The 24,476-nt window shown below is 43.6% G+C and carries 28 protein-coding genes and 2 tRNA genes; 14 read left to right on the top strand and 16 right to left on the bottom strand.

The genetic code is table 11. From position 1 onward, the window contains the following. Nucleotides 1–40: 40 nt before the first annotated feature. From nifS to nifB, 3 genes are all read right to left on the bottom strand, one after another. Nucleotides 41–1,249, bottom strand: a complete 1,209-nt coding sequence (gene nifS / locus B1A85_RS00770) for a cysteine desulfurase NifS (RefSeq protein ID WP_104545039.1) — start codon at nucleotides 1,247–1,249, stop codon at nucleotides 41–43. Nucleotides 1,250–1,378: 129 nt separating this feature from the next. Then, the gene (locus B1A85_RS00765; RefSeq protein ID WP_104545038.1) at nucleotides 1,379–1,744 is read right to left on the bottom strand and encodes a DUF362 domain-containing protein; all 366 of its coding nucleotides are present in this window, start codon (nucleotides 1,742–1,744) and stop codon (nucleotides 1,379–1,381) included. 2 nt (nucleotides 1,745–1,746) lie between these two features. Continuing rightward, a complete protein-coding gene (gene nifB, locus B1A85_RS00760) occupies nucleotides 1,747–3,180 on the bottom strand; it encodes a nitrogenase cofactor biosynthesis protein NifB (RefSeq protein WP_104545037.1) in 1,434 nt (477 codons plus the stop codon). A 1,146-nt stretch (nucleotides 3,181–4,326) separates the two neighbouring features. On the opposite strand from nifB, the gene cysE reads away from it, so the two are divergent. From cysE to B1A85_RS00720, 8 genes are all read left to right on the top strand, one after another. Then, nucleotides 4,327–5,025: a serine O-acetyltransferase gene (cysE, locus tag B1A85_RS00755; RefSeq protein WP_104545036.1), complete on the top strand. Its 699-nt coding sequence runs from the start codon at nucleotides 4,327–4,329 to the stop codon at nucleotides 5,023–5,025. A 175-nt stretch (nucleotides 5,026–5,200) separates the two neighbouring features. Beyond that, nucleotides 5,201–5,455, top strand: coding sequence for an Asr1405/Asl0597 family protein (locus B1A85_RS00750; protein ID WP_104545035.1), 255 nt, complete (start codon nucleotides 5,201–5,203; stop codon nucleotides 5,453–5,455). A 61-nt stretch (nucleotides 5,456–5,516) separates the two neighbouring features. After that, nucleotides 5,517–6,080: a Dps family protein gene (locus tag B1A85_RS00745; RefSeq protein ID WP_104545034.1), complete on the top strand. Its 564-nt coding sequence runs from the start codon at nucleotides 5,517–5,519 to the stop codon at nucleotides 6,078–6,080. Between the two features lie 36 nt (nucleotides 6,081–6,116). Beyond that, nucleotides 6,117–6,356, top strand: coding sequence for a DUF2949 domain-containing protein (locus B1A85_RS00740; protein WP_104545033.1), 240 nt, complete (start codon nucleotides 6,117–6,119; stop codon nucleotides 6,354–6,356). 229 nt (nucleotides 6,357–6,585) lie between these two features. Next, the gene (gene nifV / locus B1A85_RS00735) at nucleotides 6,586–7,701 is read left to right on the top strand and encodes a homocitrate synthase (protein ID WP_104545032.1); all 1,116 of its coding nucleotides are present in this window, start codon (nucleotides 6,586–6,588) and stop codon (nucleotides 7,699–7,701) included. Between the two features lie 53 nt (nucleotides 7,702–7,754). Then, nucleotides 7,755–8,021 carry a nitrogen fixation protein NifZ gene (locus B1A85_RS00730; protein WP_104545031.1) on the top strand — a complete coding sequence of 89 codons (267 nt, stop codon included), beginning with the start codon at nucleotides 7,755–7,757 and terminating at the stop codon, nucleotides 8,019–8,021. After that, the gene (gene nifT / locus B1A85_RS00725; protein WP_104545030.1) at nucleotides 8,018–8,221 is read left to right on the top strand and encodes a putative nitrogen fixation protein NifT; all 204 of its coding nucleotides are present in this window, start codon (nucleotides 8,018–8,020) and stop codon (nucleotides 8,219–8,221) included. The genes B1A85_RS00730 and nifT overlap by 4 nt, the downstream gene beginning before the upstream one ends. 14 nt (nucleotides 8,222–8,235) lie before the next feature. Continuing rightward, nucleotides 8,236–8,805 (top strand): (2Fe-2S) ferredoxin domain-containing protein, encoded by a 570-nt coding sequence (locus B1A85_RS00720; protein WP_104545029.1) that lies wholly within the window; start codon nucleotides 8,236–8,238, stop codon nucleotides 8,803–8,805. Between the two features lie 47 nt (nucleotides 8,806–8,852). Here B1A85_RS00720 and B1A85_RS00715 read toward each other — a convergent pair whose 3' ends face one another. The 9 genes from B1A85_RS00715 to rpsP all read right to left on the bottom strand — a co-directional run bounded on the left by B1A85_RS00715 (nucleotide 8,853) and on the right by rpsP (nucleotide 15,087). Further along, the gene (locus B1A85_RS00715; protein WP_104545028.1) at nucleotides 8,853–9,842 is read right to left on the bottom strand and encodes a methyltransferase domain-containing protein; all 990 of its coding nucleotides are present in this window, start codon (nucleotides 9,840–9,842) and stop codon (nucleotides 8,853–8,855) included. A 41-nt stretch (nucleotides 9,843–9,883) separates the two neighbouring features. Continuing rightward, nucleotides 9,884–9,955: transfer RNA gene (locus B1A85_RS00710), tRNA-Thr, on the bottom strand. Between the two features lie 11 nt (nucleotides 9,956–9,966). Further along, nucleotides 9,967–10,049 (bottom strand) — tRNA-Tyr (locus B1A85_RS00705). A 158-nt stretch (nucleotides 10,050–10,207) separates the two neighbouring features. Further along, on the bottom strand, nucleotides 10,208–12,025 hold the full coding sequence (locus B1A85_RS00700; RefSeq protein ID WP_104545027.1) for an ABC transporter ATP-binding protein: 1,818 nt from the start codon (nucleotides 12,023–12,025) through the stop codon (nucleotides 10,208–10,210). A gap of 76 nt (nucleotides 12,026–12,101) precedes the next feature. Next, nucleotides 12,102–12,890, bottom strand: coding sequence for a DUF6816 family protein (locus B1A85_RS00695; protein WP_246841286.1), 789 nt, complete (start codon nucleotides 12,888–12,890; stop codon nucleotides 12,102–12,104). A gap of 67 nt (nucleotides 12,891–12,957) precedes the next feature. Continuing rightward, on the bottom strand, nucleotides 12,958–13,386 hold the full coding sequence (locus tag B1A85_RS00690; protein WP_339376909.1) for a ChuX/HutX family heme-like substrate-binding protein: 429 nt from the start codon (nucleotides 13,384–13,386) through the stop codon (nucleotides 12,958–12,960). A gap of 20 nt (nucleotides 13,387–13,406) precedes the next feature. Further along, on the bottom strand, nucleotides 13,407–14,360 hold the full coding sequence (locus B1A85_RS00685) for a PhoH family protein (RefSeq protein WP_104545025.1): 954 nt from the start codon (nucleotides 14,358–14,360) through the stop codon (nucleotides 13,407–13,409). Between the two features lie 96 nt (nucleotides 14,361–14,456). Beyond that, complete coding sequence (locus B1A85_RS00680) at nucleotides 14,457–14,864, bottom strand: KH domain-containing protein (RefSeq protein ID WP_104545024.1); 408 nt, start codon at nucleotides 14,862–14,864, stop codon at nucleotides 14,457–14,459. Next, the gene (rpsP, locus tag B1A85_RS00675) at nucleotides 14,827–15,087 is read right to left on the bottom strand and encodes a 30S ribosomal protein S16 (RefSeq protein ID WP_104545023.1); all 261 of its coding nucleotides are present in this window, start codon (nucleotides 15,085–15,087) and stop codon (nucleotides 14,827–14,829) included. The genes B1A85_RS00680 and rpsP overlap by 38 nt, the downstream gene beginning before the upstream one ends. Nucleotides 15,088–15,312: 225 nt before the next feature. On the opposite strand from rpsP, the gene B1A85_RS00670 reads away from it, so the two are divergent. Next, nucleotides 15,313–15,930, top strand: coding sequence for a chorismate lyase (locus B1A85_RS00670; RefSeq protein WP_104545022.1), 618 nt, complete (start codon nucleotides 15,313–15,315; stop codon nucleotides 15,928–15,930). A gap of 73 nt (nucleotides 15,931–16,003) precedes the next feature. Here B1A85_RS00670 and purF read toward each other — a convergent pair whose 3' ends face one another. The 3 genes from purF to B1A85_RS00655 form a co-directional block, all read right to left on the bottom strand. After that, a complete protein-coding gene (gene purF / locus B1A85_RS00665) occupies nucleotides 16,004–17,491 on the bottom strand; it encodes an amidophosphoribosyltransferase (RefSeq protein WP_104545021.1) in 1,488 nt (495 codons plus the stop codon). A gap of 166 nt (nucleotides 17,492–17,657) precedes the next feature. Next, entirely contained in the window at nucleotides 17,658–19,976 is a 2,319-nt protein-coding gene (gene purL / locus B1A85_RS00660; protein ID WP_104545020.1) for a phosphoribosylformylglycinamidine synthase subunit PurL, read from the bottom strand. A 61-nt stretch (nucleotides 19,977–20,037) separates the two neighbouring features. Next, nucleotides 20,038–20,688 (bottom strand): hypothetical protein, encoded by a 651-nt coding sequence (locus tag B1A85_RS00655; protein WP_104545019.1) that lies wholly within the window; start codon nucleotides 20,686–20,688, stop codon nucleotides 20,038–20,040. Nucleotides 20,689–21,347: 659 nt separating this feature from the next. Here B1A85_RS00655 and B1A85_RS00650 point away from each other — a divergent pair. From B1A85_RS00650 to B1A85_RS00640, 3 genes are all read left to right on the top strand, one after another. Continuing rightward, nucleotides 21,348–21,608: a hypothetical protein gene (locus tag B1A85_RS00650; RefSeq protein ID WP_104545018.1), complete on the top strand. Its 261-nt coding sequence runs from the start codon at nucleotides 21,348–21,350 to the stop codon at nucleotides 21,606–21,608. A gap of 243 nt (nucleotides 21,609–21,851) precedes the next feature. Continuing rightward, a complete protein-coding gene (locus B1A85_RS25050; RefSeq protein WP_246841284.1) occupies nucleotides 21,852–21,992 on the top strand; it encodes a hypothetical protein in 141 nt (46 codons plus the stop codon). A 133-nt stretch (nucleotides 21,993–22,125) separates the two neighbouring features. Then, complete coding sequence (locus tag B1A85_RS00640) at nucleotides 22,126–22,470, top strand: S-layer protein (protein ID WP_104545017.1); 345 nt, start codon at nucleotides 22,126–22,128, stop codon at nucleotides 22,468–22,470. Here B1A85_RS00640 and B1A85_RS00635 read toward each other — a convergent pair. Further along, entirely contained in the window at nucleotides 22,467–23,210 is a 744-nt protein-coding gene (locus B1A85_RS00635; RefSeq protein ID WP_104545016.1) for a ferritin-like domain-containing protein, read from the bottom strand. The genes B1A85_RS00640 and B1A85_RS00635 overlap by 4 nt on opposite strands. Before the next feature lie 189 nt (nucleotides 23,211–23,399). Here B1A85_RS00635 and B1A85_RS00630 point away from each other — a divergent pair, with 189 nt between their 5' ends. After that, nucleotides 23,400–23,750: a hypothetical protein gene (locus B1A85_RS00630; protein ID WP_104545015.1), complete on the top strand. Its 351-nt coding sequence runs from the start codon at nucleotides 23,400–23,402 to the stop codon at nucleotides 23,748–23,750. Between the two features lie 131 nt (nucleotides 23,751–23,881). Beyond that, nucleotides 23,882–24,439, top strand: coding sequence for a thermonuclease family protein (locus B1A85_RS00625; protein ID WP_210404111.1), 558 nt, complete (start codon nucleotides 23,882–23,884; stop codon nucleotides 24,437–24,439). Nucleotides 24,440–24,476: the final 37 nt, after the last annotated feature.

Here is a 24,476-nt window from a genome sequence, read left to right as displayed (position 1 = left end):
AATTGGTAATTGGTGATTGGCAATTTTAATGACTTACCTGTTACACATTTCCCACTGCTAGTGACTCTTCCCGTCCTTGTAGCCAGTCGGCTCGATCGTTGTTGAAGGGAGAAAGGGCGCGGAGGCGTTCGACAATTAAAGGCATAACTTCTATAACGCGATCGATCTCGGTGGCGGTTGTGTAACGCGACAAACTAAACCGAATTGAACCGTGCAAAGTCGTGTAAGGTAAGCCCATTGCCCGTAGAACATGAGAGGGTTCTAAAGAACCAGAAGTGCAAGCAGAACCCGATGACGCACAAATACCGTATTGATTGAGGGATAGTAAAATCGCTTCGCCTTCGATGTATTTAAAACCGATGTTGGTGGTGTTTGGCAATCTGTTTTTGCGATCGCCGTTAACTTCACAATCTGGAATTGTCTCTAGTAAAGTTTTTTCTAAGCGATCGCGCAGTTGTTTTTCGTGTTTGACATCTTTGATATATGTCTGCGCTAATTCTGCGGCTTTGCCCAAGGCAATAATACCAGGAACATTCTCTGTGCCCGCCCTGCGCCCTCGTTCTTGATGTCCTCCTACTAAGAGAGGACGGAACCTCACACCACGCCGCACATACAAAGCACCAATTCCCTTGGGTGCGTGTAACTTGTGACCTGACAACGTTAATAAATCAACGGTGCTAGTCTTCATATTTAAAGGTACTTTCCCTACTGCTTGTACCGCATCGACGTGGAAGAGCGCGCCAAACTCTTTTACTCGCAACCCAATTTGTTCGATAGGAAATACCACGCCTGTTTCGTTGTTGGCATACATAATCGTCACTAACGCCGTGTTACCTGTCATTGATGCTTCTAGTTCATCAAGATCGATTTGTCCTTGGCGATTGACTGAAAGATAGGTAACGCTATACCCCTGCGTTTCCAACTGCTTGCAGACATTCAACACTGCGGGGTGTTCTACTTGCGTTGTCACAATGTGTCGCTTTTCTGGCTGAGCTTGCAATGCGGCGCGAATTGCGGCGTTGTCTCCTTCTGTACCGCAACTTGTGAAGACAATTTCCGAATCATCTGCACCAATTAAGGCTGCAACTTGTTGTCGTGCTTGTTTTACTGCTTTGCCGACTTGCCCACCAAAGGTATGCATACTCGAAGGATTACCGTAATATTGAGTTAGGTAAGGCAGCATTGCCTCTACAACTTCGGGGTCTACTTTTGTGGTGGCATTGTTGTCGAGATAAATGCAAGTTTGCATGGTGAGTTCCTACAAATTTAGTGCAAGGACTTGTCGTTAGGGGAGCAGAGGAAGCAGAGGGGCAGAGGAAGCAGAGGGGTAGGGGAGAAAGAGGTTTTAAGGTTGTCTGCACGGATTTGGGGAGGGGATTTAATTAGCCGGAGTTGATGTTAAGGTTAAGTTGCGATCGCGTTGAGATTGCAACACTCCAGCGAATTTTTGCGAGTAAGTATCAAACCAACGTTCCCAGTAATCTTGTTTTTTAGTTAACTTGCCAACTAAGCGGTTGTAGGTCATAAACCACGACTCCCAGTAATCGCTAGGTTGTTCGATACATCCGTCATAAGTGGGACAACCTGCAACACATTGAGGAACGCTGTAAGTGCTACCAACACAGTTTGTACAAAGCGTAGAATCAATCCAGTGTTTGCCGTCGGTTACTTTAATCGCGTTGGTAGGACAAACTGAAAGACAGCGATCGCAGGAAATACATTGGCTAGTAATTGTGTAAGCCATGACTATTCTCCTTGCTGAGTTTGCAAATACTGTGCGTAAAATTCACTGGCAACTTTTTCAATCACGTCGTAAGCTTCAACTGTTTGAATTCCAGCTTTGTGCAATTCTTCTTGCGGACAGTGACCAATCTTAGAAACTAAAACTGCTTTGCAATCGGCGATCGCTTTGATAATGTGTTCTAGCGTTGCTGCTTCGCCGTATCCGCTTTGGCAATAGTGGTCAATTTTACGATGTCCGACAAATTTAGCTTCGTTCGCATCAACTTCAAATACTTGAAATTCCTTCGCGTGACCAAAGTGCTGGTTCACCAACCCACCGCCTTTGGTAGCGACTGCAACTAAGATTTTTGGACTGTTAGCAGTTTTCTTAGCGGTTTTTGTTTGTTCTTTGACAGCTTTGATTCGTTCCTTCGACTTTTCTATCTCTGCATGAACTTCTTGACGTTGCTCTAAGTTGTATTCTGGAGTCATTTCCATGAATTTCTCTTTGGTAAATTCTTGACTCCGGTCTTCGCCTAACAATCCCACCGCATCGGCGCGACACTGACGACAATGGCGCATCATTTTCATGTTGCCAGAACACTTATCTTGCAGCGCTTTAAGTTCTTTGGGTGTAGGACCGCGTTGACCTGTTAAACCAAAATGCGTACCGTGTTCGGGTGCAGAAATCAGCGGCATAATATTGTGCAGAAATGCACCTTTAGCGCGAATGACTTCGTCTACTTCGACTAAGTGTTCGTCATTAATTCCTGGAATCATTACCGAGTTGACTTTGCACAAAATGTCAGCTTCTTTAAGGGCTTGTAATCCCTCCATCTGCTTTTCGTGCAAAATTTTTACTCCTTCAATACCTCTGTAGCGCTTGCGGCGATAGTGAACCCAAGGATAAATCTTTGCTCCAATTTCAGGGTCTACCATATTAATCGTGATCGTGACGTGATCGACGTTGAGTTGTTTAATGCGGTCGACGTAATCGGGAAGCATCAATCCGTTGGTAGATAGGCAAAGTTTAATATCGGGGGCTTTTTCTGCAATCAACTCAAACGTGCGAAAAGTCTTTTCTGGATTCGCTAAAGGATCTCCAGGTCCCGCAATTCCCAATACTGTCATTTGGGGAATTTTGCCTGCAATCACTAACACTTTGTGTGCTGCTTCTTCTGGTGTTAACAATTCGCTGACAACACCAGGACGACTTTCGTTTGCACAGTCATACTTGCGGTTGCAATAGTTGCATTGAATATTGCAAGCTGGTGCTACGGCAACGTGCATTCTTGCATAGTGATGATGTGCTTCTTCGCTATAACAAGGATGTTTCTCAATCCGCGCTTTGGTTTTTTCGTCTAAATCAGTTGCGGTGTTGGTACTGCTGCAACCACAACTGTTGGATTTAGTAGTTTTTGCCGTAGGGGCAGTTAAAAGTCCTGTAGGTGGTGTCATTGAATTTCGCTACTAAGGTTGAGGGCTAGTATTTGAGAAGATACTCTAGTACATCAAAAAGAATTAAAATGGCGTTGTCTTTGCTGAACCTGCCTGCGCTGGTTATGTAACCCTTTTGGGTGAGTGTGCTGACAACTGCGACTTCGTTTCCTTTAAGAGTAGGAGGGGTACTGTCGCATCTTTAACCGTTTATCGCTTCGACCTTTGATTACCTACTAAGCTTTTTGTTAGTGCATTAGGTGTTTAGCGATATGTGTTTTATATCAGGTGTCTCGAGAGCGAATGGTGCAAGTGTTTAGGATAGAATTTATTGAATTGATTAAACTTGCACTCAAAAACTGAAGCGTAGAGCAATCGAAGTTTGAGTAGCTTCTGAAAAAAGTTTTTGGGTAGGGGTGCTAGTATTTTTTTGACAGGGGACGAGTATTTATGATGAAGGGGTTCAAGTATTTCTGTACTCGCCTTGAACTGTATCCTAGTAAAGGTTTGAAGTAATTTAAGGTGTTTTTTGAGTTTTTCTATTCTGTACTCAAATTACGTTAAATAGTTGCCCAAAGTTGTGTAGTACTTGAGCTTTTGAGAGATAAGAACTGGAGTAGCTAACTAAGAACTACCCCAGTTGCTTAGCGAAATTCAATTCTGTATCTAAAATATCACTTTTTTGCTGAAATAGCTAACTTAATTTTATTTTAATTATTTAGAGGGGGTTAAAGTTAGGCGACAGAAGTTGCTACTTCATAAACGTAGTTCGCCTATGCGAACTTGAAAAATAAAATAATAAACTGTACTTTGATATACAGAAATATTTTTTATAAAATTGCTATGTGAGGGCAAACGAGTACAAATTAATATAGCTAAGGAACTACCATAAAAATACTTGGAAGTCCTTACAGAATAAAAGTTTAGGCGTGAGTACATAAATACTCGCTCCCTTCTGAATAAATGCTAGTACCCTGAGTTGAAAAATACTAGTACCCTATCCTGAAAAAAGTTTTTTCAAGTTGTAAATTGTAATTAATATCGTAGTTTAGAAGAATTGAGTACACATTTAATCAATTCAATAAATCCAACAAACATTGGCGGTATGAGTGTCGTTAGAGTTGCCTGATATAAGCAGATAGTACACAGATTCAGTCATCTACTCCGATGCAACACTCCAACGTCTTTACTGCACAAAAAACTGATAAGCAATTTAGCTTATCATTTTTACAACCATTATTGACAGATTTTCAGATTATTTTTGAACGCGATCCAGCAGCACGTAATTGGTTAGAAGTGCTTTGTTGTTATCCTGGGTTTCATGCGATCGCACTACATCGCTTTGCGCATTGGTTGCATTGTCGTAAAGTTGCATTCATTCCCCGTTTGATTTCTCACCTGGGGCGATTTTTGACAGGAGTGGAAATTCATCCAGGGGCGCAGATCGGGAAAGGTGTATTTATCGATCACGGTATGGGTGTTGTGATTGGTGAAACTGCGATCGTTGGAGATTACGCGCTGATTTATCAAGGTGTTACGCTTGGCGGAACAGGAAAAGAAAGTGGTAAACGCCATCCTACGTTAGGTAAAAACGTTGTTGTCGGTGCGGGTGCGAAAGTCTTGGGGAATATTCAAGTTGGCGATCGCGTTCGTATTGGTGCAGGTTCAATTATTTTACGCGATGTCCCTGCCGATTGCACTGCTGTAGGAGTTCCTGGGCGCAATATTTGCCATAAAGGAGTACGCGACTGTCCTTTAGATCACGGAAAACTCCCTGATGTAGAAGCAAAAATTATTCGTTCCTTAATCGAACGCATCGAGAAACTCGAACAACAATTGCAACTACACAATATAGAAATTCATTAGCGGTTCTTAAATTTTCACTTATCAAAATCACAGATTATCCAATCTATATTTTTCATTTATAAACTACACAAAAACTCTCTATATTTCTTTGTGACCTTTGTGTTCTTTGTGGTTCATTATTCAGATTTTTTTAACACTTAATAATTGACAAAAACTTTCAAAAGGATTGCAACCCATGTCTCAACACACCAACTCCAAATTTAAGACTCAAATTGTCGAGATACCGACAAGCGATCGCTGGCGAATTCATCACCGCTTACAAGAATTAATGATTCCTTCTTGGTGTCCTGCGGATGGTTCTTTAGTCGTCGAAATTGATAGTGCGATCGCCGCAATTCTCGTACGCAGTACCGTACAACAATTTGTCGCCACTCGTCAAGAATTACTCAATTGGTTAGAACGCTGTTGGACAGCAGAAGTTATTTCTTAATAGGTCATTTGTAAGTTACCTATTACCAATTACCCATCACCCAAATAAAAGGAGAAAAGTAATGACACAAGCAACTATATTACGTAACTTTGGGGAAGTTTTAGATAACCCCATCGGTTTAGGACAAGAAGTTACTGTTCCCGTTTGTGAAGGATTAAATATTGTTCTCGCAAGTTTTCAAGCGCTTTATTTGCAATATCAAAAACATCACTTTGTTGTGGAAGGTGCAGAATTTTATATGTTGCACCAGTATTTCAACGAAAGCTACGAACAAGTTCAAGAACACGTTCATGAAGTAGGCGAACGCTTAGATGGATTAGGTGGGGTTCCTGTCGCTAGCTTCAGTAAACTTGCAGAATTGTGTTGTTTTACGCCAGAAGCAGACGGAGTTTTTTCATGTCGCCAAATGGTAGAAAATGATTTGCAAGCCGAACAAGCAGTAGTTGATTTGATTCGACGTCAAGCATCGCAAGCAGAAAGTTTAGGCGATCGCGCTACTCGTTATTTGTACGAGCAGATTTTATTAAAGACTGAAGAACGCGCGTTTCATCTAGCGCACTTTTTAGCAGAAGATAGCCTAACTTTGGCTTTTGTTCCATCTTTTAATGGCAGGAGTAATGCATAATTCAATCGAATAATTCATAGGAAGGGAGCTAGAAGAATGAACAAGCGATACAGTCACACAGAATTTATCAATTTTTTGCAAACTGAGTTAGCAATTTCACCAGCGGATATTGGTGTTATGTTGCGCCATCGCGAGTCAGAGTCTGCTCCCTTACCTATGATTCTTTGGCAGTACGGGCTAGTTTCCTTAGAGCAACTCACGCAAATCTTTGATTGGATAGAGAACAAAAACTATGTTGGTCTTTATTCATGGGTAATCGAAAAAGAGATTCCTTAGTCAACTGCTATTTTGTATAAGCTATTCATCACAAAAAAGAAGGAAAATATCATGTTCGCAGTAGTTATTGCCGGAATTAGTTTGCTAGTTATTCCCGCGGTTATCAATGTCTATTTTGCTTATTTCTTACTACGAGCCAAAAGATAAATTGCTTGCCTGACTTTGGGCAACATACTCAACAACAAAACTAACTCAAAAAGACTAAAGTGTGACAAAAGGTGTTGTGGATATGAGCGGAATTACGATCAATGACACTACGCTACGGGATGGAGAACAAGCAGCAGGTGTTGCCTTTAATATTGAGGAGAAAGTTGCGATCGCCCAATTTTTAGACGCAATTGGTGTCGATGAATTAGAAGTCGGTATTCCTGCTATGGGTGAAGTGGAAACCCGCGCGATCGCCGCAATTTCTAACTTAAATTTGCAAGCGCAACTTTTAGGCTGGAACCGCGCAAACATCTTTGATATTCAAGCTTCGATTGATTGTGGTTTGCAGCGCGTACATATCTCCGTTCCTGTTTCTGAGGTTCAAATTGCTGCTAAATATCACGGACAATGGCGCGTGATGTTGCAAAAACTCAAAGAAACGATGAGCTTTGCGCGCGATCGCGGACTTTGGGTAGCAGTGGGTGGCGAAGACTCTTCTAGAGCCGATGCAAACTTCCTTATCGATGTCGCGCTTTATGCTCAAGAGTGGGGCGCGTCAAGATTTCGATTTTGCGACACGGTAGGAATTCTCGATCCGTTTACGACATACACCAGAGTTAAACAATTGGTGATGTATTTAGCGATTCCCGTAGAAATGCACACGCACAATGACTTTGGTTTAGCAACCGCAAATGCTTTAGCAGGATTGCAAGCTGGTGCTTTATCAGTAAATACCACCGTTAATGGATTAGGGGAAAGGGCGGGTAACGCTGCTTTAGAAGAAGTAGTGATGGCGCTCAAACGCCTGCATGGAATTGACTTAGGAATTGATACAACGCGGTTATTAGAACTATCGCGACTCGTAGCAGCTGCATCCGGTTGCAAAGTTCCGCCTTGGAAGGCGATCGTTGGTGAAAATACGTTTGCGCACGAGTCTGGTATTCACGCGCATGGCGTTTTGCAAAATCCTGTAACTTACGAACCGTTTGCACCCGAAGAAGTCGGTTGGGAAAGGCGCTTCGTTGCGGGTAAGCACTCAGGGCGACACTTAGTAGCGAATCTATTACAGCAACAAGGAATTAATGTCAATTTCGATGAAACTCAATCGCTCTTAGATGCAGTACGACAACAGTCGATCCAGAATAAGCGCAGTCTTGATATGCAAGAACTTTTGAGTTTATACCATTGCACTAAATAATCTCTCGTCTGCTTTCTGTAAATACAAACCTTTAAGTAAAACGATAGGATTCTATGCAATCAGATGAATTAGAACTTGATTTACCTCCAGCGTTTGACATTGGTACAAAAGTTAGAACGCGCAAATTGATCCGTAATGATGGTACTTATCCTGGGCAAGAAATTGGTGCAACTCTCGCGAAAAAAGGAGAAATTGGCTACGTCATCAGTATTGGTACGTTTTTGCAAAATTCCTATATCTATGCAGTGCATTTTATCGAGAAAGGTTTCATTGTTGGTTGTCGTAAAAAAGAACTCGAAGCTGTTGAGGAAATCAAATGAAAGTCATGCTACGTCAGAATGCTGCGGGACATTTAGTTGTTTATGTTGCTAAAAAAGACCTTGAAGAAGAAGTCGTCAATCAAGTTGATGGCGACCAAGGTAAAATTTTCACCTTAGCAAACGGTTGGGAACTCGCAATTCCAGATTTACCTGAACCTTTACGATTACCACAGACGATTGAAGCTAAAAGACTAGCTTAAAGGAAGTAGAACATATGAGTGACGGTCAGCGCGACCTGCGATCGCCCTTTCGCCTCGAAGGAAAATTTTCAGGCTTTATCACTGATGGATATGGGATACCTAAATACTTGCAACTCGAAATTGCAACAGGAAACCTGACTATTAAACTAGCAAAACGGTCGCGTCTTCAGCTTGGTTTAAGTTTACAACCCAACGACTGGATTGAAGTTTTTGGCGAAAAGAAGCTGAAATACAAAACAGGTGAATTACGTTGGAAAGCCGACTGCGTTAACAAGCTGACAGCATCAAATAGTCATAACGTAGAAAATAAAATCAAAATTGTTGCTTGTTATAAATCAGGTTGTCTGAAAAAAGGTGGTAGCAAGTTGTTGTCAGATTTAGAAAGGACATTGCACGAGCGGGGTTTGAGCGATCGCGTTGTCATTCAAACAACCGGCTGTTTAAAACGCTGTTCCCAAGCGCCCAATCTCCTCCTCAAGCCAGGAAACGTTCGCTTAAATGGCATGACACCTGATGCGATCGCCGTTATGTTACTCGATAAGATGAGGACAACAATAACATATGTCGGAGGCAGTAATGGGTAAGCAACAATGACCAATTACCAGCCCTACAGCGCGATCGCATTCACATTTTAATGAGTAACTGCCTTCATATCGACCGCCGCTTGCAACTCATTCGCTGTCACCTGATGGTTGCGCACAGCGCGAAACATTCCAAATCGGCAAAGTCCTGTGCCAAATGCTAACCGCATCAGAAGTAGAGTCGGAACTTCGCGCAGCGACTTGAGGATTCCTGGTAAACCAAACCGCACCAAACCTTCAGGTCGAACCACACCTTGCCAAATCGAATCTAGCCAAGATGGTAGCGTTGGTTCTGTCCAATCAGCAGTAACAACCTCGCCTTCCACAAATCCCGTTGCTGCCAAAAGTTCAGCAAATTCTTCAATGCTGGCAAATTCAGGATGCGACCACTGATCTAAAAGTTGCCGCATCACGGGTTTTTCCCAAAAATTGAGCGGCTTTTGACGCGCATCGCGCTGATTCCAATCCGCAACAACTAGCACGCCCCCTGGCTTGAGTACTCGCATCAATTCTTTAGCAAAGATGGCTTTATCAGGCATATGCGGACCTGCCTCAATTGACCAAACAACATCAAAACTCGCATCAGGAAACGACATCGCCATCGCATCATCTACCTGAAATTGCACATTCAGTTCTGCGGGCGTAAGTTGCTTGGCGCGGAGTACTTGTTGAGGGCTAATCGTAATTCCAGTGACCGCAAATCCGTAATCTCGTGCCAAAATGCGGCTGCTTCCGCCAATTCCACAGCCAACGTCTAAGACAGTCGTACCAGGGGGAAACTTGTCTAACCCGCCCCAGCGTACCATTTCATGAACAAAGTCAGATTTCGCAACGAGAAAATCCTTGCGTCGCGGTGGCGAACCATAATGCCCTAAGTGAATGTGTTCGCCCCAATAAAACTCTAAAATTCCGTCTTCCGTCCATTGGTCGTACGAGTTAGCAACCGACTCAGACGATTGATAGCGACGAGCGGTAAGTAGGTATGCGATCGCTGCTATCAATAAAACAGAAAAGATTGCCAAAACAATTAATAAACGCATGGAGATGAAGTTTGATTCAATGCTTCTATCATGCTAACTAAAGCCCGTGACGAGGATTGAACTCGTGACCTCACCCTTACCAAGGGTGTGCTCTACCACTGAGCTACACGGGCAAAAATTGAGGTGGGCCGAGCTGGATTTGAACCAGCGTAGGTATAAACCAGCGGATTTACAGTCCGCCCCCATTAACCACTCGGGCATCGACCCTTTTTATCCACGATTTATTATAATAGCGCAAGCTTTGGAAAAGTGGAAGTAGTGTTTGACAATTATTTGCTTTCACAGTGAAATGTTTAGTGATGAGTCATTGGTAACTTGAAAGAAAACCCATTACCTAAAAAAGTAGTACTTCTAAACGCAGTGACTTAGTTCAAAAGTTCTCCCGTTTCTTGTAGTGAGTGTAGACGGCGGTAAATACCTTGTTGGCGAAGTAATTCATCATGACTTCCGACTTCGACGATTCTACCTTGGTCGAGAACGACAATTTTATCAGCTTCGCGGACAGTACTGAGACGGTGCGCAATGACGATCGTAGTCCGCGTCCCTAAAATTGAGCGCATAGCAAGTTGAATCGAACGTTCCGATTCGTAATCAAGACTTGACGTTGCTTCATCAAAGATCAAAACATCAGGATCGACTAACAGCGATCGCGCGATTCCGAGTCTTTGTCTTTGTCCGCCAGATAACCGCAAGCCTCTTTCACCAACTACGGTATTGTACCCTTGCGGCATTTGTTGAATCACTTCATCTAACCTGGCAATGCGGCAAGCTTCCTCAACTTGTGCAAAACTCACGTGCGGATTACCATAGGTCAAATTATCAAGCAAAGTGCCATTAAAAACATCAACTTCTTGATGCACAATCGCCAAGCGGCGACGATATCCAGCAATGTCTAAATCGCGAATATCTTGACCGTCGATGAGAATTTGACCTTGATTCGGTTCAAAATAGCGAAACAGTAGCTTCACCAAAGTCGATTTACCCGAACCCGATCGCCCGACAAGTGCGACAGTTTGATACGGTTCGATTAATAAATTAATATCCTTTAAAACCGGACGATTCGGGTCGTAACCAAAAGATACGCGAGAAAACTCAACTTTACCTGTAAAGTCATACATCGCGGTATTTGCGGATGTATTCACTAAACTTGCCGCATCTTTGCCAGTGGGTTGCTGCATAAATTCATGAAAGCGCAGCATCGACGCATAACGACGCGCAAAAATCTCTGCTAAGGTGCTGATTGGTTCAAGTTCAGCATATGCCATGCTAGAAATCGTTAAGGTTGTAACAAAGTGTCCCAGCGAGATTTGTCCGCCCAAGGTAGCTGCAAGTGCTAAACCTAATACACCAAAAACACAAAACTGAACGACAGTTCTTTGCCAAGTCGATAACTTGATGTAACCCAAGTGAATGCGATAAATGACGACGCGTAGTTCGCGATCTAAGCGTTGTCGTTGGCGTTTTAACTCAACAGCTTCAGTTGCAAAAGCTTTGACGGTTTTGATATTGGTAATAATCTCTGACGTGCGGCTTTGCGTATTTTCCATATACTTATCTAACCGTCGTTCTTGATCCATCAACCGCTTTAAGTCTTTGAGACTAAAGCTGAGAATGAATATGAAAGAGACAAGAAACAACAACGCAATCCGCCACTCAATAAACCAAATAATCAGGAATATTCCCAAAACGCGGAACAACTTCGGAATTAATTGTCCGGCAATTTCTGGATAAGTCCAAGTATGGTTTTCGAGTCCTCGCGCGACGCGTCCTGCAATTCGCCCAGGATTATTTTCGTCATAAAATTCTAGTGGTAGCGTGAGGATTTTCTCTAGCGTTTTTTGCGCGTGATCGCGACGGGTACGTAAAGCAATATCCCAGTGAAACCACCAGCTTAACCAAACTTGTAGTGGTGCGCGAATCACAGTCACTACGAACACTAAACCTAGTAGAACCGCCAGCGAAAACGATCGATTGACAGGCGATCGCGTTAGCTGAGATAGTGCAACTACCATGCTTTGTACTATCCCGTCTACAGGTTGATTCGATAGGACATTCAAAATTTGTCCGATCGCATACGGCACAACCAGATCGATAATTTCAAATACGCTCGCCGCCGCAATACTAAAAATTGCGATCGCTCTGTAGTTTTTGTAGTAATTGAGGATATCGCGCAAATCTGCCATATTGCTGTCCCGATTTCTGCATCGCTGCGATCGCAGCTAGTAATACATCATAATACAAATACTACAAAAAGAGAGGTCAGAGTTCCGAGGAAGATCTTGAACCCCGATCTTCAGTAGAGGTAAATTCTAATCGATAGCGATACAGCGCGACAGGTCGAGAAGCCGCCGCAAAGTAATCGGGATCTTGGGGAGATAAATAGACCGCAGTCACCTGGTCAGCTGTAATTGTCGGTTGAGATTGGGGAAAATAGTGATAAGCAGTCGTCGATTCCACTTCGTTGAAATAAGGACGCGAATCTTGAGTGCGAAAGAACTGCTGAAATACTTCAGTTGTGATAAATTGATTTTCTCCTGGCGTTTCTGTAGCGCGACCTGAGACAATCGAAACCAGCTGGCGATCGCCTTTGAGTAAAGTAATCTGACGATTCGGAGACTGAGGATCGACTTTTACCGCAATGACTGCATCACCTAAATAAGCTTTTGCCAAACTCAACCCATTAAAAGCGCGATCGGCAACTACCCCAGACTGTATTGTAGTTGGAGTAAAAGACCGAGATTGAAACAATTTCTTTTCCTCAAACCGGACAGGAAAACTAATTGGCTGCTGTAAAGTTTGACGATTACTCTCAAACCCAGGAGACACAATCTCAGGCGCTAACGGTGCAACCGCATCAACCAGCGTACTTGTCACGTTCCAACTACCAGCCATCCAATCAGGATAAACTAAATCCCCCTGCGCCACCTGCACGACAAGTTTATGCCAATGCGGAAAACTTGCCAATCGTTCAGCTAATTGCCCAGCTACAGCCTCGCTACCGCCCAAGAACAAAGCAATAACAAGACACAAACCCCAAAAAACTCTCACTACTCTAATCTTTGTGTTCTTTGTGTCTACCCTGCAAGAAGGCGACGCCAATGTGGTTCAATTCTTACTACAAACTATCCACCAAAGCCGGTTCCCAAACTTCCCCGTATTGCGCGCGCAAAGCTTGCCAAGCCTCAACTTGTCCTGGTTCATACTCTCCAGGTTTACCCCATTGCAAAAACGCACTCAGCGCCGGTTTTCCCTCTTTATCCAAAAATCGAATAGCGTACGTTGTAAAATTACCGCGTTTCGCTTCACCCGTTTCAAACTTCACTTGCTGAATTTCATCCATATTGAGATGAAACTCAAAACCCTCGGCGTGCATATTCGCATATTTGCCCTTCGGCAACTCGGCATAAAATATCTTCTCCAGTTTGCCACGCACTTCTAAAACCGCTGCACTACTCGTTACAATCAAGCGCAGGGTAGATAAGGACTCACAAGCTTCCAGAAATTCTTTTAATGTCGCACTCATAAGAGATCGGTAATTGGTAATGGGTAACTGGTAATAGGGACTTATTTTTCGTATTGTTCGTAAGCTTCGACGATTCTTTGAACGAGAGGATGGCGCACAACGTCTTTTTGCGAAAATTCGCAGAAGCCAATACCTTCAACATGGCGTAAGATATTGAGCGCAACGGCTAGTCCTGATTCTTGGTGTCCAGGTAAGTCAGTTTGCGTCATATCTCCAGTTACGACCATACGCGAACGAAAACCAAGGCGCGTTAGCACCATTTTCATCTGCGCTGGTGTCGTATTTTGAGCTTCGTCAACAATCACAAAAGCTTTATTTAAGGTACGCCCGCGCATGTAAGCTAAAGGAGCAACTTCAATCACGCCGCGTTCCATCAAGCTGGGCATTTTTTCAGGGTCGATGAATTCATGCAACGCATCGTAAAGCGGGCGCAGGAAAGGATTGACTTTTTGCTGCAAGTCTCCTGGTAAAAAGCCGAGTTTTTCGCCTGCTTCAACGGCTGGGCGCGTGAGAATGAGCCTTTCGTACTGATTCGCTAAAAGTGCTTGCGCCGCAATCACAACGGCAAGAAAGGTTTTGCCTGTACCAGCAGGTCCTGTGCAAAAAGTCAAGTCATTTTTATAGATTGCTTGGACGTACTGACGCTGTTTAAATGTCTTCGCTCGAATTTCTTCGCCTTGACGGGTTCGTGCTAGAACACTGCGCTGTAAGTCTTGCAGATCGTTTTCGCGGTGCGTATCTAAGGCTTGACGGGCGGTGAGAATATCGGCGACCGCAATACTGTTACCTTTGAGCCACAGATCCGATAGCGATCGCACGAGTTTTTGCGCGAGTTCGATTTGCTTTTCAGTTCCTGAAATATGGAGCTCTTGCCCGCGCAGTACAATATTTGCGCCAGTTTGTCGCGATAGAGTTTTTAAGTTTTCTTCATGCTCTCCAGAAAGCGCGATCGCACTTTCTCTACTCGGCAGCTGAATCGTTGATGCCTCTGCCATAAAATTTGATTCTTAATTAAGATTTAATGATTAAATTTCAGGGGTTAGTTCTAGCAACTGAACCAACCCCTAACTTGTAACTTCGTGCTGCTGTCATCAATTAACGCTCGATCGCGATCGCTGTCTAACGTTAGGCTTAGTTGTTTTGCGCTTTTCTAAAGATGAGGTCACGTCGACTCGTTCTCTAGTTACAACAGTTGGTTCATCCCGTTCTTGAGCTTCTCCACCATAGATATCTAGGTAAACTGATTGCTCTGCTATTGCCCCTGCTGCTGCAATTACAGTTCTAATTGCCTGAATATTCCGCCCGCCTCGACCGTAAACTCTACCTTTATCATCACCTTCAAAAGCTACGCGTATCCAAACTTTCTTGGTACTACGAGACACTTCACAGTCTACGCTTAAGGAATTGGGATTTTCTAAAAATGGCTGAATTAGAAATTTGACTAATTCAGTATATTGGGGGCTACTGGTTTGCTGAGGCACTGACTTGTTCAAAGACATTTGCTTTTTCAAGGATGCGACGCACGGTATCGGTGGGTTGAGCACCCTGTTGAAGTCTTCTCACGATTCCTGGAACATCCAACCGTGTTTCATCAGTTCTTGGATTATAAAATCCCAATTCTTCTAAGGGGCGACCGTCACGACGAGAGCGGCTGTTAATGACAACAATCCGGTAACTCGCTTCCCGTTTTTTACCGAATCTCTTTAATCGCAGTTTGATCATGTTAGAAATTAATTTCTCCTGTTCCTAGAAATCAGCTACCAGTTTGTACTTTGTGATTGACTGAATAAATTATAATACCACTTCCTCAGCTTTAGCTTCAAGCAAATGATCGCGATCGGGGTTAGGTAGTGCCTTATCTCTGACCTCTGACCTTTGATCCCTATCGATAGCGCAGCAGAATTGTTTATAATCTGATGCATAAGGTATGAAGTTTTGTAAAAAACATTGACTGCAACTTATAGATCAGCCGACAACGTAAGAGCGACAACTTGGCACCGTCTAACACCACTGTGGCAAGGAGGAGAAGAATTTGTACAGCAAGGCTTACCACATACTCAGCTAGCGCCTGCTTGGCAGTTGCTGTTGTTGGGGGATGGTTCTCCGACAAGACACCTGCAACTGTTGACAGGGGAACCGACTGAAGTTGACGTAATCGATATGTCTGCGATCGGCATGAACTTGGATGGCGCGCCAGCGCAAATTCAAGCTGTTCCTGGACCTCGTTTGCGGCGTCAAGTTTGGCTGCGGACTGCTTCGGGACAAAGACTCGCGTATGCGACTTCTTGGTGGGAAGCAAGTCACGTAGATGAGTACTTACAAAACCGCAATCTACCCATCTGGGCTAGTTTAACTCGCTTGCGTACCGAATTGTATCGCGATGTCCAAGGGCTTTACTACGGTCACTCAGAAGCTTTAGAGTCGGCTTTTTCTGAGTCGGGTCCATTTTGGGGTCGCCATTACCTATTTTGGCATCACGGACAGCCGCTAACGCTCATCTATGAGGTTTTCTCGCCTTACCTGACGAAGTACCTCGGCGCAACGCGTATAGATTGTGGCAACTAGAGTCACAGCTTAATCAACGAGTACCACATCAACTGATCTATTCTATCTACAACCAGCAGCCAAAGGAATTAAGTTAAACGACGACTTTCTCGAGCATAAGTTTAGAACGCTTCACGTTCTCAGGTACGGGAATGGGGTATTCGCCGTTGAAGCAAGCTGTACAGAAAGTATTTGTATCTTCCTGAGTGACTTTGAGCATTCCTTCTTGAGTGAGGTATGCAAGCGAATCGACTTCGATTTGTGCGGCAATTTCGGCAACAGATTTAGTTGCGGCAATTAATTGATCTTGACTGTCTGTGTCAATACCATAGAAACAAGGATGCGTAACTGGGGGTGAAGAAACGCGCATATGCACTTCTATTGCCCCTGCATCGCGGAGTGTGCGGACGAGTTTGCGACTGGTTGTCCCGCGTACAATCGAGTCGTCTACAATCACAATTTTTTTGCCTGCGAGGACATCTTTGAGGGGATTGAGTTTCATTCGCAAACCTGATTCGCGCATTGTTTGCGTTGGTTGAATAAAGGTGCGTCCGACATAACGGTTTTTAATTAGCCCCTCAGCATAAGGAATTCCCGATGCTTGCGCAAAACCAATCGCCGCCGGAATCCCTGAATCAGGAACACCAATGACAATATCTGCTTGAGCAGGAGATTCTTCTGCTAGTTGTCTTCCTAAACGCAGGCGATAGGTATACAAACTCTCATCGTGCATGACGCTATCAGGTCGCGCAAAGTAGATCATTTCAAAGATACACAGCTTGCGTTGTGGCTGTTGTGCCCAGTGAAAGGAAGCAAGTCCTGCTTCGGTAATCCAAACGAGTTCTCCTGGTTCAACATCGCGGAGATAATCTGCACCAATAATGTCTAAACCACAAGTTTCAGAGGCTAGCACGTAGCGTTGCGGACGATCGCCCAGAGTGCCAATCACGAGAGGACGAATTCCATTAGGATCGCGAGCACCTATCACGCCCGCTGGAGTACCGATGACTAAGCTAAATGCGCCTTGACAGCGTTGAAAAGCCGCGATCGCACCCTCTAACCAAGCTTTACCGCTGTTGACTTCATCGGCGATCGCTAAGGCAATTAGTTCTGAATCGGTCGTGGTTACTAAGTTACAGTGCGCTTTTTGTAGTTCTTCACGCAATTGAACCGTATTGACTAAATTGCCGTTATGTGCTAAAGCAAGCGAACCTAAACGCGTGGGGACGACCGCAGGCTGGGCGTTAACAACGCGGCTCGAGCCTGTAGTGGAATAGCGGGTATGTCCTACGGCAATATCACCTGGTAATTCTTGTAAAATTGATTCGTTAAAGACTTGGGAAACAAGCCCCATTTCTTTATGTAAGTAGACTCGATCCCCGACAAAGGTCGCAATTCCTGCTGATTCTTGACCGCGATGCTGTAGCGCATACAATCCGAAGTAAGCAAGTTTGGCAACATCTTCCCCTGGTGCATAAACACCAAAAACGCCACAGGCTTCTTCAGGTTTATCAGGACGCGCGATGCGATCGCTATCTATTGCTTCAGTGTCAGCCAATAAATGGGAATGGTTGGGAATCATGCTGCTGCTTTGCTCCTGAGCGGGGTGTTGATTCAGTAGAGTCGATCTATAACCGAAATTTCAGAATGTTTAACTGAGCTTAATAAATCGTTAACTATTCCTCTTACCACAGTAGCGTAAGAATGCTCATTGTAGAAGAGGTCAGGGTTATTGTCTCGGACTTGAGCTAGACATTTAGACGTCTAGGAATCGCATTGCAGTAGCGATCGCGCATCAGTTCGATTGTAACTTCGATTAATAGCCGATCGGATGTAGAAATCCGTAAGAATGTATCGGATTCGACCAAGCCAATTTTTTGCCAATGCGCAACCGAGTGCTGTTGTAAATAAGATTCCCATTGCGTTTGTTGTTCTGGCGAGATAGACACGAGTATTCGTGCACCACCTTCACCAAACAGAATCTCATCCCAGCGCAATTCGGTGTCGGGAACGAGTGTTATGTTTGCGCCTAAGTTACCGCTAATACAACCTTCAGCAAGGGCGATCGCTATTCCACCTTCTGCACAATCATGCGCTGAATTGATCCAACCTTGACGAATTCCTTCGCGACAAGCCGCTTGTACTTGACGTTCTAAATCAAAATCAACTTGCGGTGGTATTCCAGCAACCATGTCGTGAATTGTGGCAAGATACTCAGAACCACCCAAAGTAATGTGCGATTTTGAAGATGAGCCGAGAAGATAAATAATATCGCCTGGTGTTTTCCAGCCTTGAGAGCAAATTTTTGTCAAATCAGGAATTAACCCTACCATTCCTACAACAGGAGTCGGGTAAATTGGTTGTGGATTACCAAAAGAATCGAGCGTTTCATTGTAAAGTGACACATTACCACCTGTAACAGGTGTTTGCAATTCTCGGCAAGCGTCTGCTAACCCGCGACAAGCTTCTGCTAATTGCCAGTAACCTATAGGTTTTTCTGGACTACCAAAATTTAAATTGTCCGTGACGGCTAAAGGTTCTGCACCGACACAGCTAAGATTTCGCGCGGCTTCAGCAACAACGGCTTTTGCTCCTTCATAAGGATGAAGATATACGTAACGCGGGTTACAATCGACTGTAGCGGCTACTGCTGAGTTTGCAGGCGTCGATTGTTCTTGAGGGCGCAAGCGGATAACCGCTGCATCAGCCCCCCCAGGAAGTATGACAGTATTATTTTGGACTTGATGGTCGTACTGGCGATATACCCAACGTTTTGAGGCGATGGTTGGCGTATCTAGTAGTGCAAGTAAAATCTCACTCCAAGCGTGATTGTCTTGAATTTCAATACCCGATGCACTACATGGCGGGAGGCGATCGCTTGTCCATTCCCACGCTTGACGCGCATATTCTGGCGGTTCTTTGAGTAATTCGCGGTGATAAATCGGTGTATTTTCAGCTAAAGCCGTTGCGGGAATTTCGGCGGCGACTTTACCTTGAAAGAGAATGCGCACGATTGGTTCGCTAATCACTGTACCAGCAACAACTGCGTGTAGTCCCCAACGGTGGAAAATATTTATTAATTCTTGTTCTCTACCTTTTTCGGCAACAAATAGCATTCTCTCTTGCGATTCGGAAAGTAGATATTCATAAGGAACCATTCCAGTTTCGCGTACCGGAATTTTATCTAAATCAAGTTCAATTCCTACTCCACCTTTCGCCGCCATTTCTGACGTCGAACACGTAATTCCCGCTGCGCCCATATCCTGCGCTGCTACGACTGCACCTGTTTTAAACGCTTCTAAACAAGCTTCAATCAACGATTTTTCTAAAAAAGGATCGCCAACTTGCACTGCGGGACGATCTTTTTCCGATTCATCGCTGAGTTCTGCACTTGCAAAACTTGCACCGCCCATCCCATCGCGTCCTGTGGTAGAACCAACATACAGCACTGGATTTCCTAAACCTGACGCACCAGACTTGACGATTTCCTCAGTTTCCATGAGTCCTAATGCCATGACGTTGACTAAGGGATTTCCTGAGTACGCCGGATCGAAATAAACTTCGCCGCCAACGGTGGGAACACCTACGCAATTACCATAGTGGCTAATACCTGCAACGACACCTGTGAATAAACGTCGTGTTTTAGCGTCTTCTAGCGAACCGAACCGCAACGAGTTAAGTAAGGCGATCGGACGCGCCCCCATTGTAAAAATATCGCGGAGAATACCGCCAACGCCTGTCGCCGCCCCTTGAAATGGCTCAACCGCTGAAGGATGATTGTGCGATTCAATTTTGAACGCAAGTTGCAGTCCGCCACCCAAATCTACGACACCCGCATTTTCTCCAGGACCCACGAGAATACGCGAGCCTGTTGTGGGAAACTGTTTGAGGAGCGATCGCGAATTTTTATAGCAGCAATGTTCTGACCACATGACGCCAAACATCCCTAACTCAGCTTTGTTCGGATGGCGTCCTAGTCGTCGCACAATTTCTTCGTATTCTTCAGGCTTTAAACCTTCGTTGGCGATTTCTTCAAGCGAAAAAGGTGCAGAAGAGAGGACGGACATAACTATTAATTAGGAGACGGCATAAAAAATTATTCTATCGATTTGAGTATATCCCTTAATGTCAGTTTCGCCTTGAGTTTGATGGGTTGATGTTTGCGTTTTGCAGAATGATGTTAGCTCTGGGTACAAATCCATCTCCGTATTCTACTGGGTAATGTGTTACAACATAGAACGCGTTTCCAGCAAGTTCTCCAAGATATACGCTACCTGTTATATTTTTTTCAGGTTGCTGAAAAACAATTTCTTCTCTAGCCCAGGGATACGTAGCTTCTGGCAAAACCTCGATGATGCGCCAGCCATTCGAGGCAAGTAAACCGTTTTCTCCTTCAATCCAACTTTGTTTCAACTGGTTGAGCGTATTAGCATAGCCAGGAAAGAAAAATTGAACATATGCGGTTTCGTTTTTTGTACCACCAAAGTTACTATCAAATCGAATTGCAGTGCCTTCACCAGAACTAACCGATTCAGGAATAAAATCTTGGTTGGGGAAGTAGGTCGTTAAAAGTGGGTGACTGTACTCTTGTAAAGAAACGGTTGTTTTTTCTCCTTCAATATTAATAGTGGCTGTCTTTGTCAATGGATTTTGCGTAGGCTCAACTTGATTCCAATTTTTTGAGTTGTTGTCTACGCTTTCTGTACTAGCAAGAGAACAAGCTGTTGCGATTAATAAAAATAAGCAACTTGTTAAAGAAGTAATTCGATGCAGATTCATGAAATTTTTGGATATTCTTAGCTGAAAGAAATAAATAGTTTGGTATTTGTATCAATATAAGCGATCGCCTAATTCAGTAAATTGTTCCCTCCCTCAATTGTTCGGGATAAGAAATTGAACACTTTATCATATCTCATTGATTTAATTTGTGAATTGTATTGCGCATATTAAGTATCTGACAAAAGTATTATTTATGTCTATATCAATATTTTTTGAAAATATAAATTAGTATTCCTAATAAAATTGTTATTTTCATAACTTGAAGGAGAAAATACTCATCTAAATTACAGAATTGTTAACAACACGCGCTTGAATTGTGCATAATTTATTCAATAAAAGTGCTGAGTGTCTCAAATCTATGATTTTGACCTCCCAGAAAACCCCGAAGATAAATTGTCCATCAACAAAAAAACCGTGATTATACGGGAGATTATCTGAGAACACAGGACTTACAATCAATTTAGTTAACGCGATTCCTCTCCTGCTTCTAGACTCACCGCCAGCTATCCTGCACTGGCGGATTTTTCGTTGATAAAGTAGTTTTGAATTTATTGTAAGTTATCGAGTAAGGTAAAGGGTAATAAAGTGAGAGTGACTGAATGTTATGAAAGCTCTCGTTAGTAGTGGTAGAAGTTAAATTTGTTAGTAGTTAATCAAAATTGCGTTCGTTTATAGTTGGGTATCTGACTTTACCTGCGGCTTTTTGCAATTCAATTACAGGCGGTGCTTTACTCGTTGCAGCATATAAACTTTTTCGCACGCATCACACAATTACTGCAAAGTCTCAAGCAATTGGGCTACTTGCTGCACTGATCTGCGGGAGTATCCCCTGCATTTATCCTTGTCAACTCAGCTGCTGGATGACTCAGACAGCTGTCACACGCCGCACTATTACCTGCAAGCACAACAGTGCAAATTGACAACAGCTCCTATCGATATTATGAGTGATTGCCAGACTAAAACTGCTGTTTTCACGGTAGCGATCGCGCTTTATTTAATGTAGAAAGGATATACACTAGACTAAAAAAAGCAACTGATCAAAGATTGAATTTTGATTAAGCGTTAAGTAGATGACAGTAACAATTGAAAAAGATTTAAAAGAAATTCTAACTAAAATTCACTAGCAACTAGATAACTTACAAAAAGATATTGTTGATTTGAAAGTGGGTCAAAGAGAACTCAAAGGAGAAATTAAAACTTTAAGTGAAAAAATTAATAACTTAGATGAACGAGTGAAAAACCGATTAATTTTAGCTATCCTTGGTAGTTTAGCTAAGTTGTTTGGTTTTGTTGGTAATACGTAAGACCGCATAAGCGCAGAAATTTTAGCGTGCTACGCACACTTTGTCTATGTAGCCGCAACTTCAGTTGCAGGCAATCTGCAATTCATGCAGGAGGTTTACTAGACTAGAAGAAAGCCGCGTATGAAAAGTCTTTATGAACTTACGAATTTTAGCAACAACGGTATTCTTATCTACGGCTAGCCTTGTTGCTCCCGTAAAAGCCCAAACACCAGCAACTCAATCGCCAACTGCACCGACAACAAACCCAGTTGCGAATGCTTGTATTCAAAACCAAGCTGAGACCTTACCCATACCTTTTAGCGATGTCTCGCCAGATCACTGGGCTTTCAAAGCTGTAATGACGATGTATTATTGTGGTGCCTTCCGTCAAGCTGCACCACCGTCTTTGTTTCAGCAAGCAATACCGACACAAAGTCAGCAGTCTAGCCCCACAGAAGGTACCATTGAGTTTACTGCACCAGTTACACCTAACAGTTAAGCCGCAGTTAGTTCTTCAGATACGTCTGCGGGTGCAGCATCTTGTACCAGTGATGGCATTTGTCCGCTACGTTGTAGAAAACTATTAGCCATTGCTAATAACGCGTTAACTTTGCGGGTGCGCCATTCATCTACGAGTTGTTGCACTTCAATCATTGACATTCTACGGGTCATTGCTTCATATAAGTATGCGGCATGACCTGTTTCATCTTGGGCAATACTCAGCATTCCTTTTTTGAGGTTTCGCGCTGTTGCGTCATCGTCTGGTAACACTTTTGCCATCCGCGCAAAATCTTTGCTGGCGTCTAGCTCTAAAGTGTAGGTGCTAGCCATGAAGACTTTCCAGTCGATATTGTCTGGTTTAAGTTGTTCGGGAGAATATCCTTCAAAGTAAGCTGCGAAGAAAGGACTCCGCTGCTCATTCGGCTTATCATCAGACGGTTTGGGTAAATTTTTGAAGTCAATGACTTGTTTGTCGAGTTGTTTTAAGGCGTGAGCAAAAATATGCCCGTGTCGGTTTTCGTCAGCAGCGTGTTTTGTGAGTTTTTCTGCAAGCCAAGTATCGCCTTCTGCTGCTGCGCGTTTACTCAGTGCTTCTAAAAAGGGAACGGAACCTGATTCTGCAAGTTGGAATCCAGCTAGAACGTTAGGACGTGTTAAAGGATCGCGAATTTGCCGCGCTGTCATATAGGCTATAGCACTTGAACCAGCTAAGTGTAGAACGTATGTGAGAAAGTTCATGATCTACTTGCTGTATGAGGAGGTTACATCATTGATCCTAATCGCTAATTTCTGATTAGGGTGGCTAGCTCTGATACATCAGTAAATTATATTTGGCAGTATTTTAAATATTGTGCAAAATTAAGAACAATCTGGCTATTTACACAACGCTAGATTAATTCAACAGTTGTCTTTCTACCGCAGAACACCATGAAACCAAGTTACCTTTTTACTCTTGTCTCGGTTGCGGCGATCGCACTTCCTACTTTCGTTACTTCTCATCCGGTTCAAGCATGTCCCTTTAGTTCTAAACTGACTTCGGCTAATTCTGCAACTCAGTCACCACCAAGCATGAATCCGACAACAACGAATAATTCCAACTTAGCAGGATTCGCGCTCCTTTCAGGTTTACTCGCAGTCGGTGGTGTTTATTGGTCGCGCCGTTCGCGTCAATCCGATCCTGCTATCGATCGCGCTGAGTACGAAGCACTAGAAATGGTTGATACTCCGGTGGTTGAGCAAGTAGTAGAAGAACGCGAATTAGTTGGTAGCCGGAAGTAAGCAGAGGAAGCAGGGGAGTTAAGAAAATTCTCTTAACTCATTACTCCTTACTCAATGCTCAACACTAGCCACTAGCTCCTTGCTTCTCGCATTTGCTAATATCGCACGGGTAGCAATTTGGGTATGAGTTTGTGAAACTACCTGTGCGATCGCTTCTTTTGATCTGCGCGATTATTCTTTTATTAGGGTTGAGTGCGTGGCAATTTCTAATTCCACACGCAAAGTATACGGTACTAAAAGTCAGTGATGGCGATACGATTACTGTGACCAATAATCAAGGAGCTAAAATTCACGTCCGCTTCGCCTGTATCGATGCTCCAGAAATCCCGCATTCTAACCAGGAAAAGTATACGAAAAGTAGAATTGCGCGTAACCAATTTCACTGGGGAATGAAAGCGCAACAACGCGTGCAGCAACTGATCGATCGAGGTGGCGATCGCGTTAGTTTAAAGATTACAGATAGCGATCGCTACGGTCGTCAAATTGCTGAAGTACGTCTTGCTGATGGAACTTTGATTCAGGAAGTTCTAGCCCGTGAAGGACTTGCGCTCGTGTATCGTCCTTATCTCAAAAATTGTCCGAGTGCTACTGCTGTTGAACGTGCCGAAGCTAGTGCTAAAAGTCAACGGATAGGTGTATGGAGTGATTCGCACTTTGTTGAGCCTTGGCAGTACCGCAGTCGAAAATGATAGATATATGCAGGGGTCAGGGTTAATAAACTTCCTT

It is taken from the genome of Chroococcidiopsis sp. TS-821 (assembly GCF_002939305.1).
Lineage (GTDB): Bacteria > Cyanobacteriota > Cyanobacteriia > Cyanobacteriales > Chroococcidiopsidaceae > Chroogloeocystis.
This window is presented reverse-complemented; position numbering and strand designations above follow the sequence as displayed.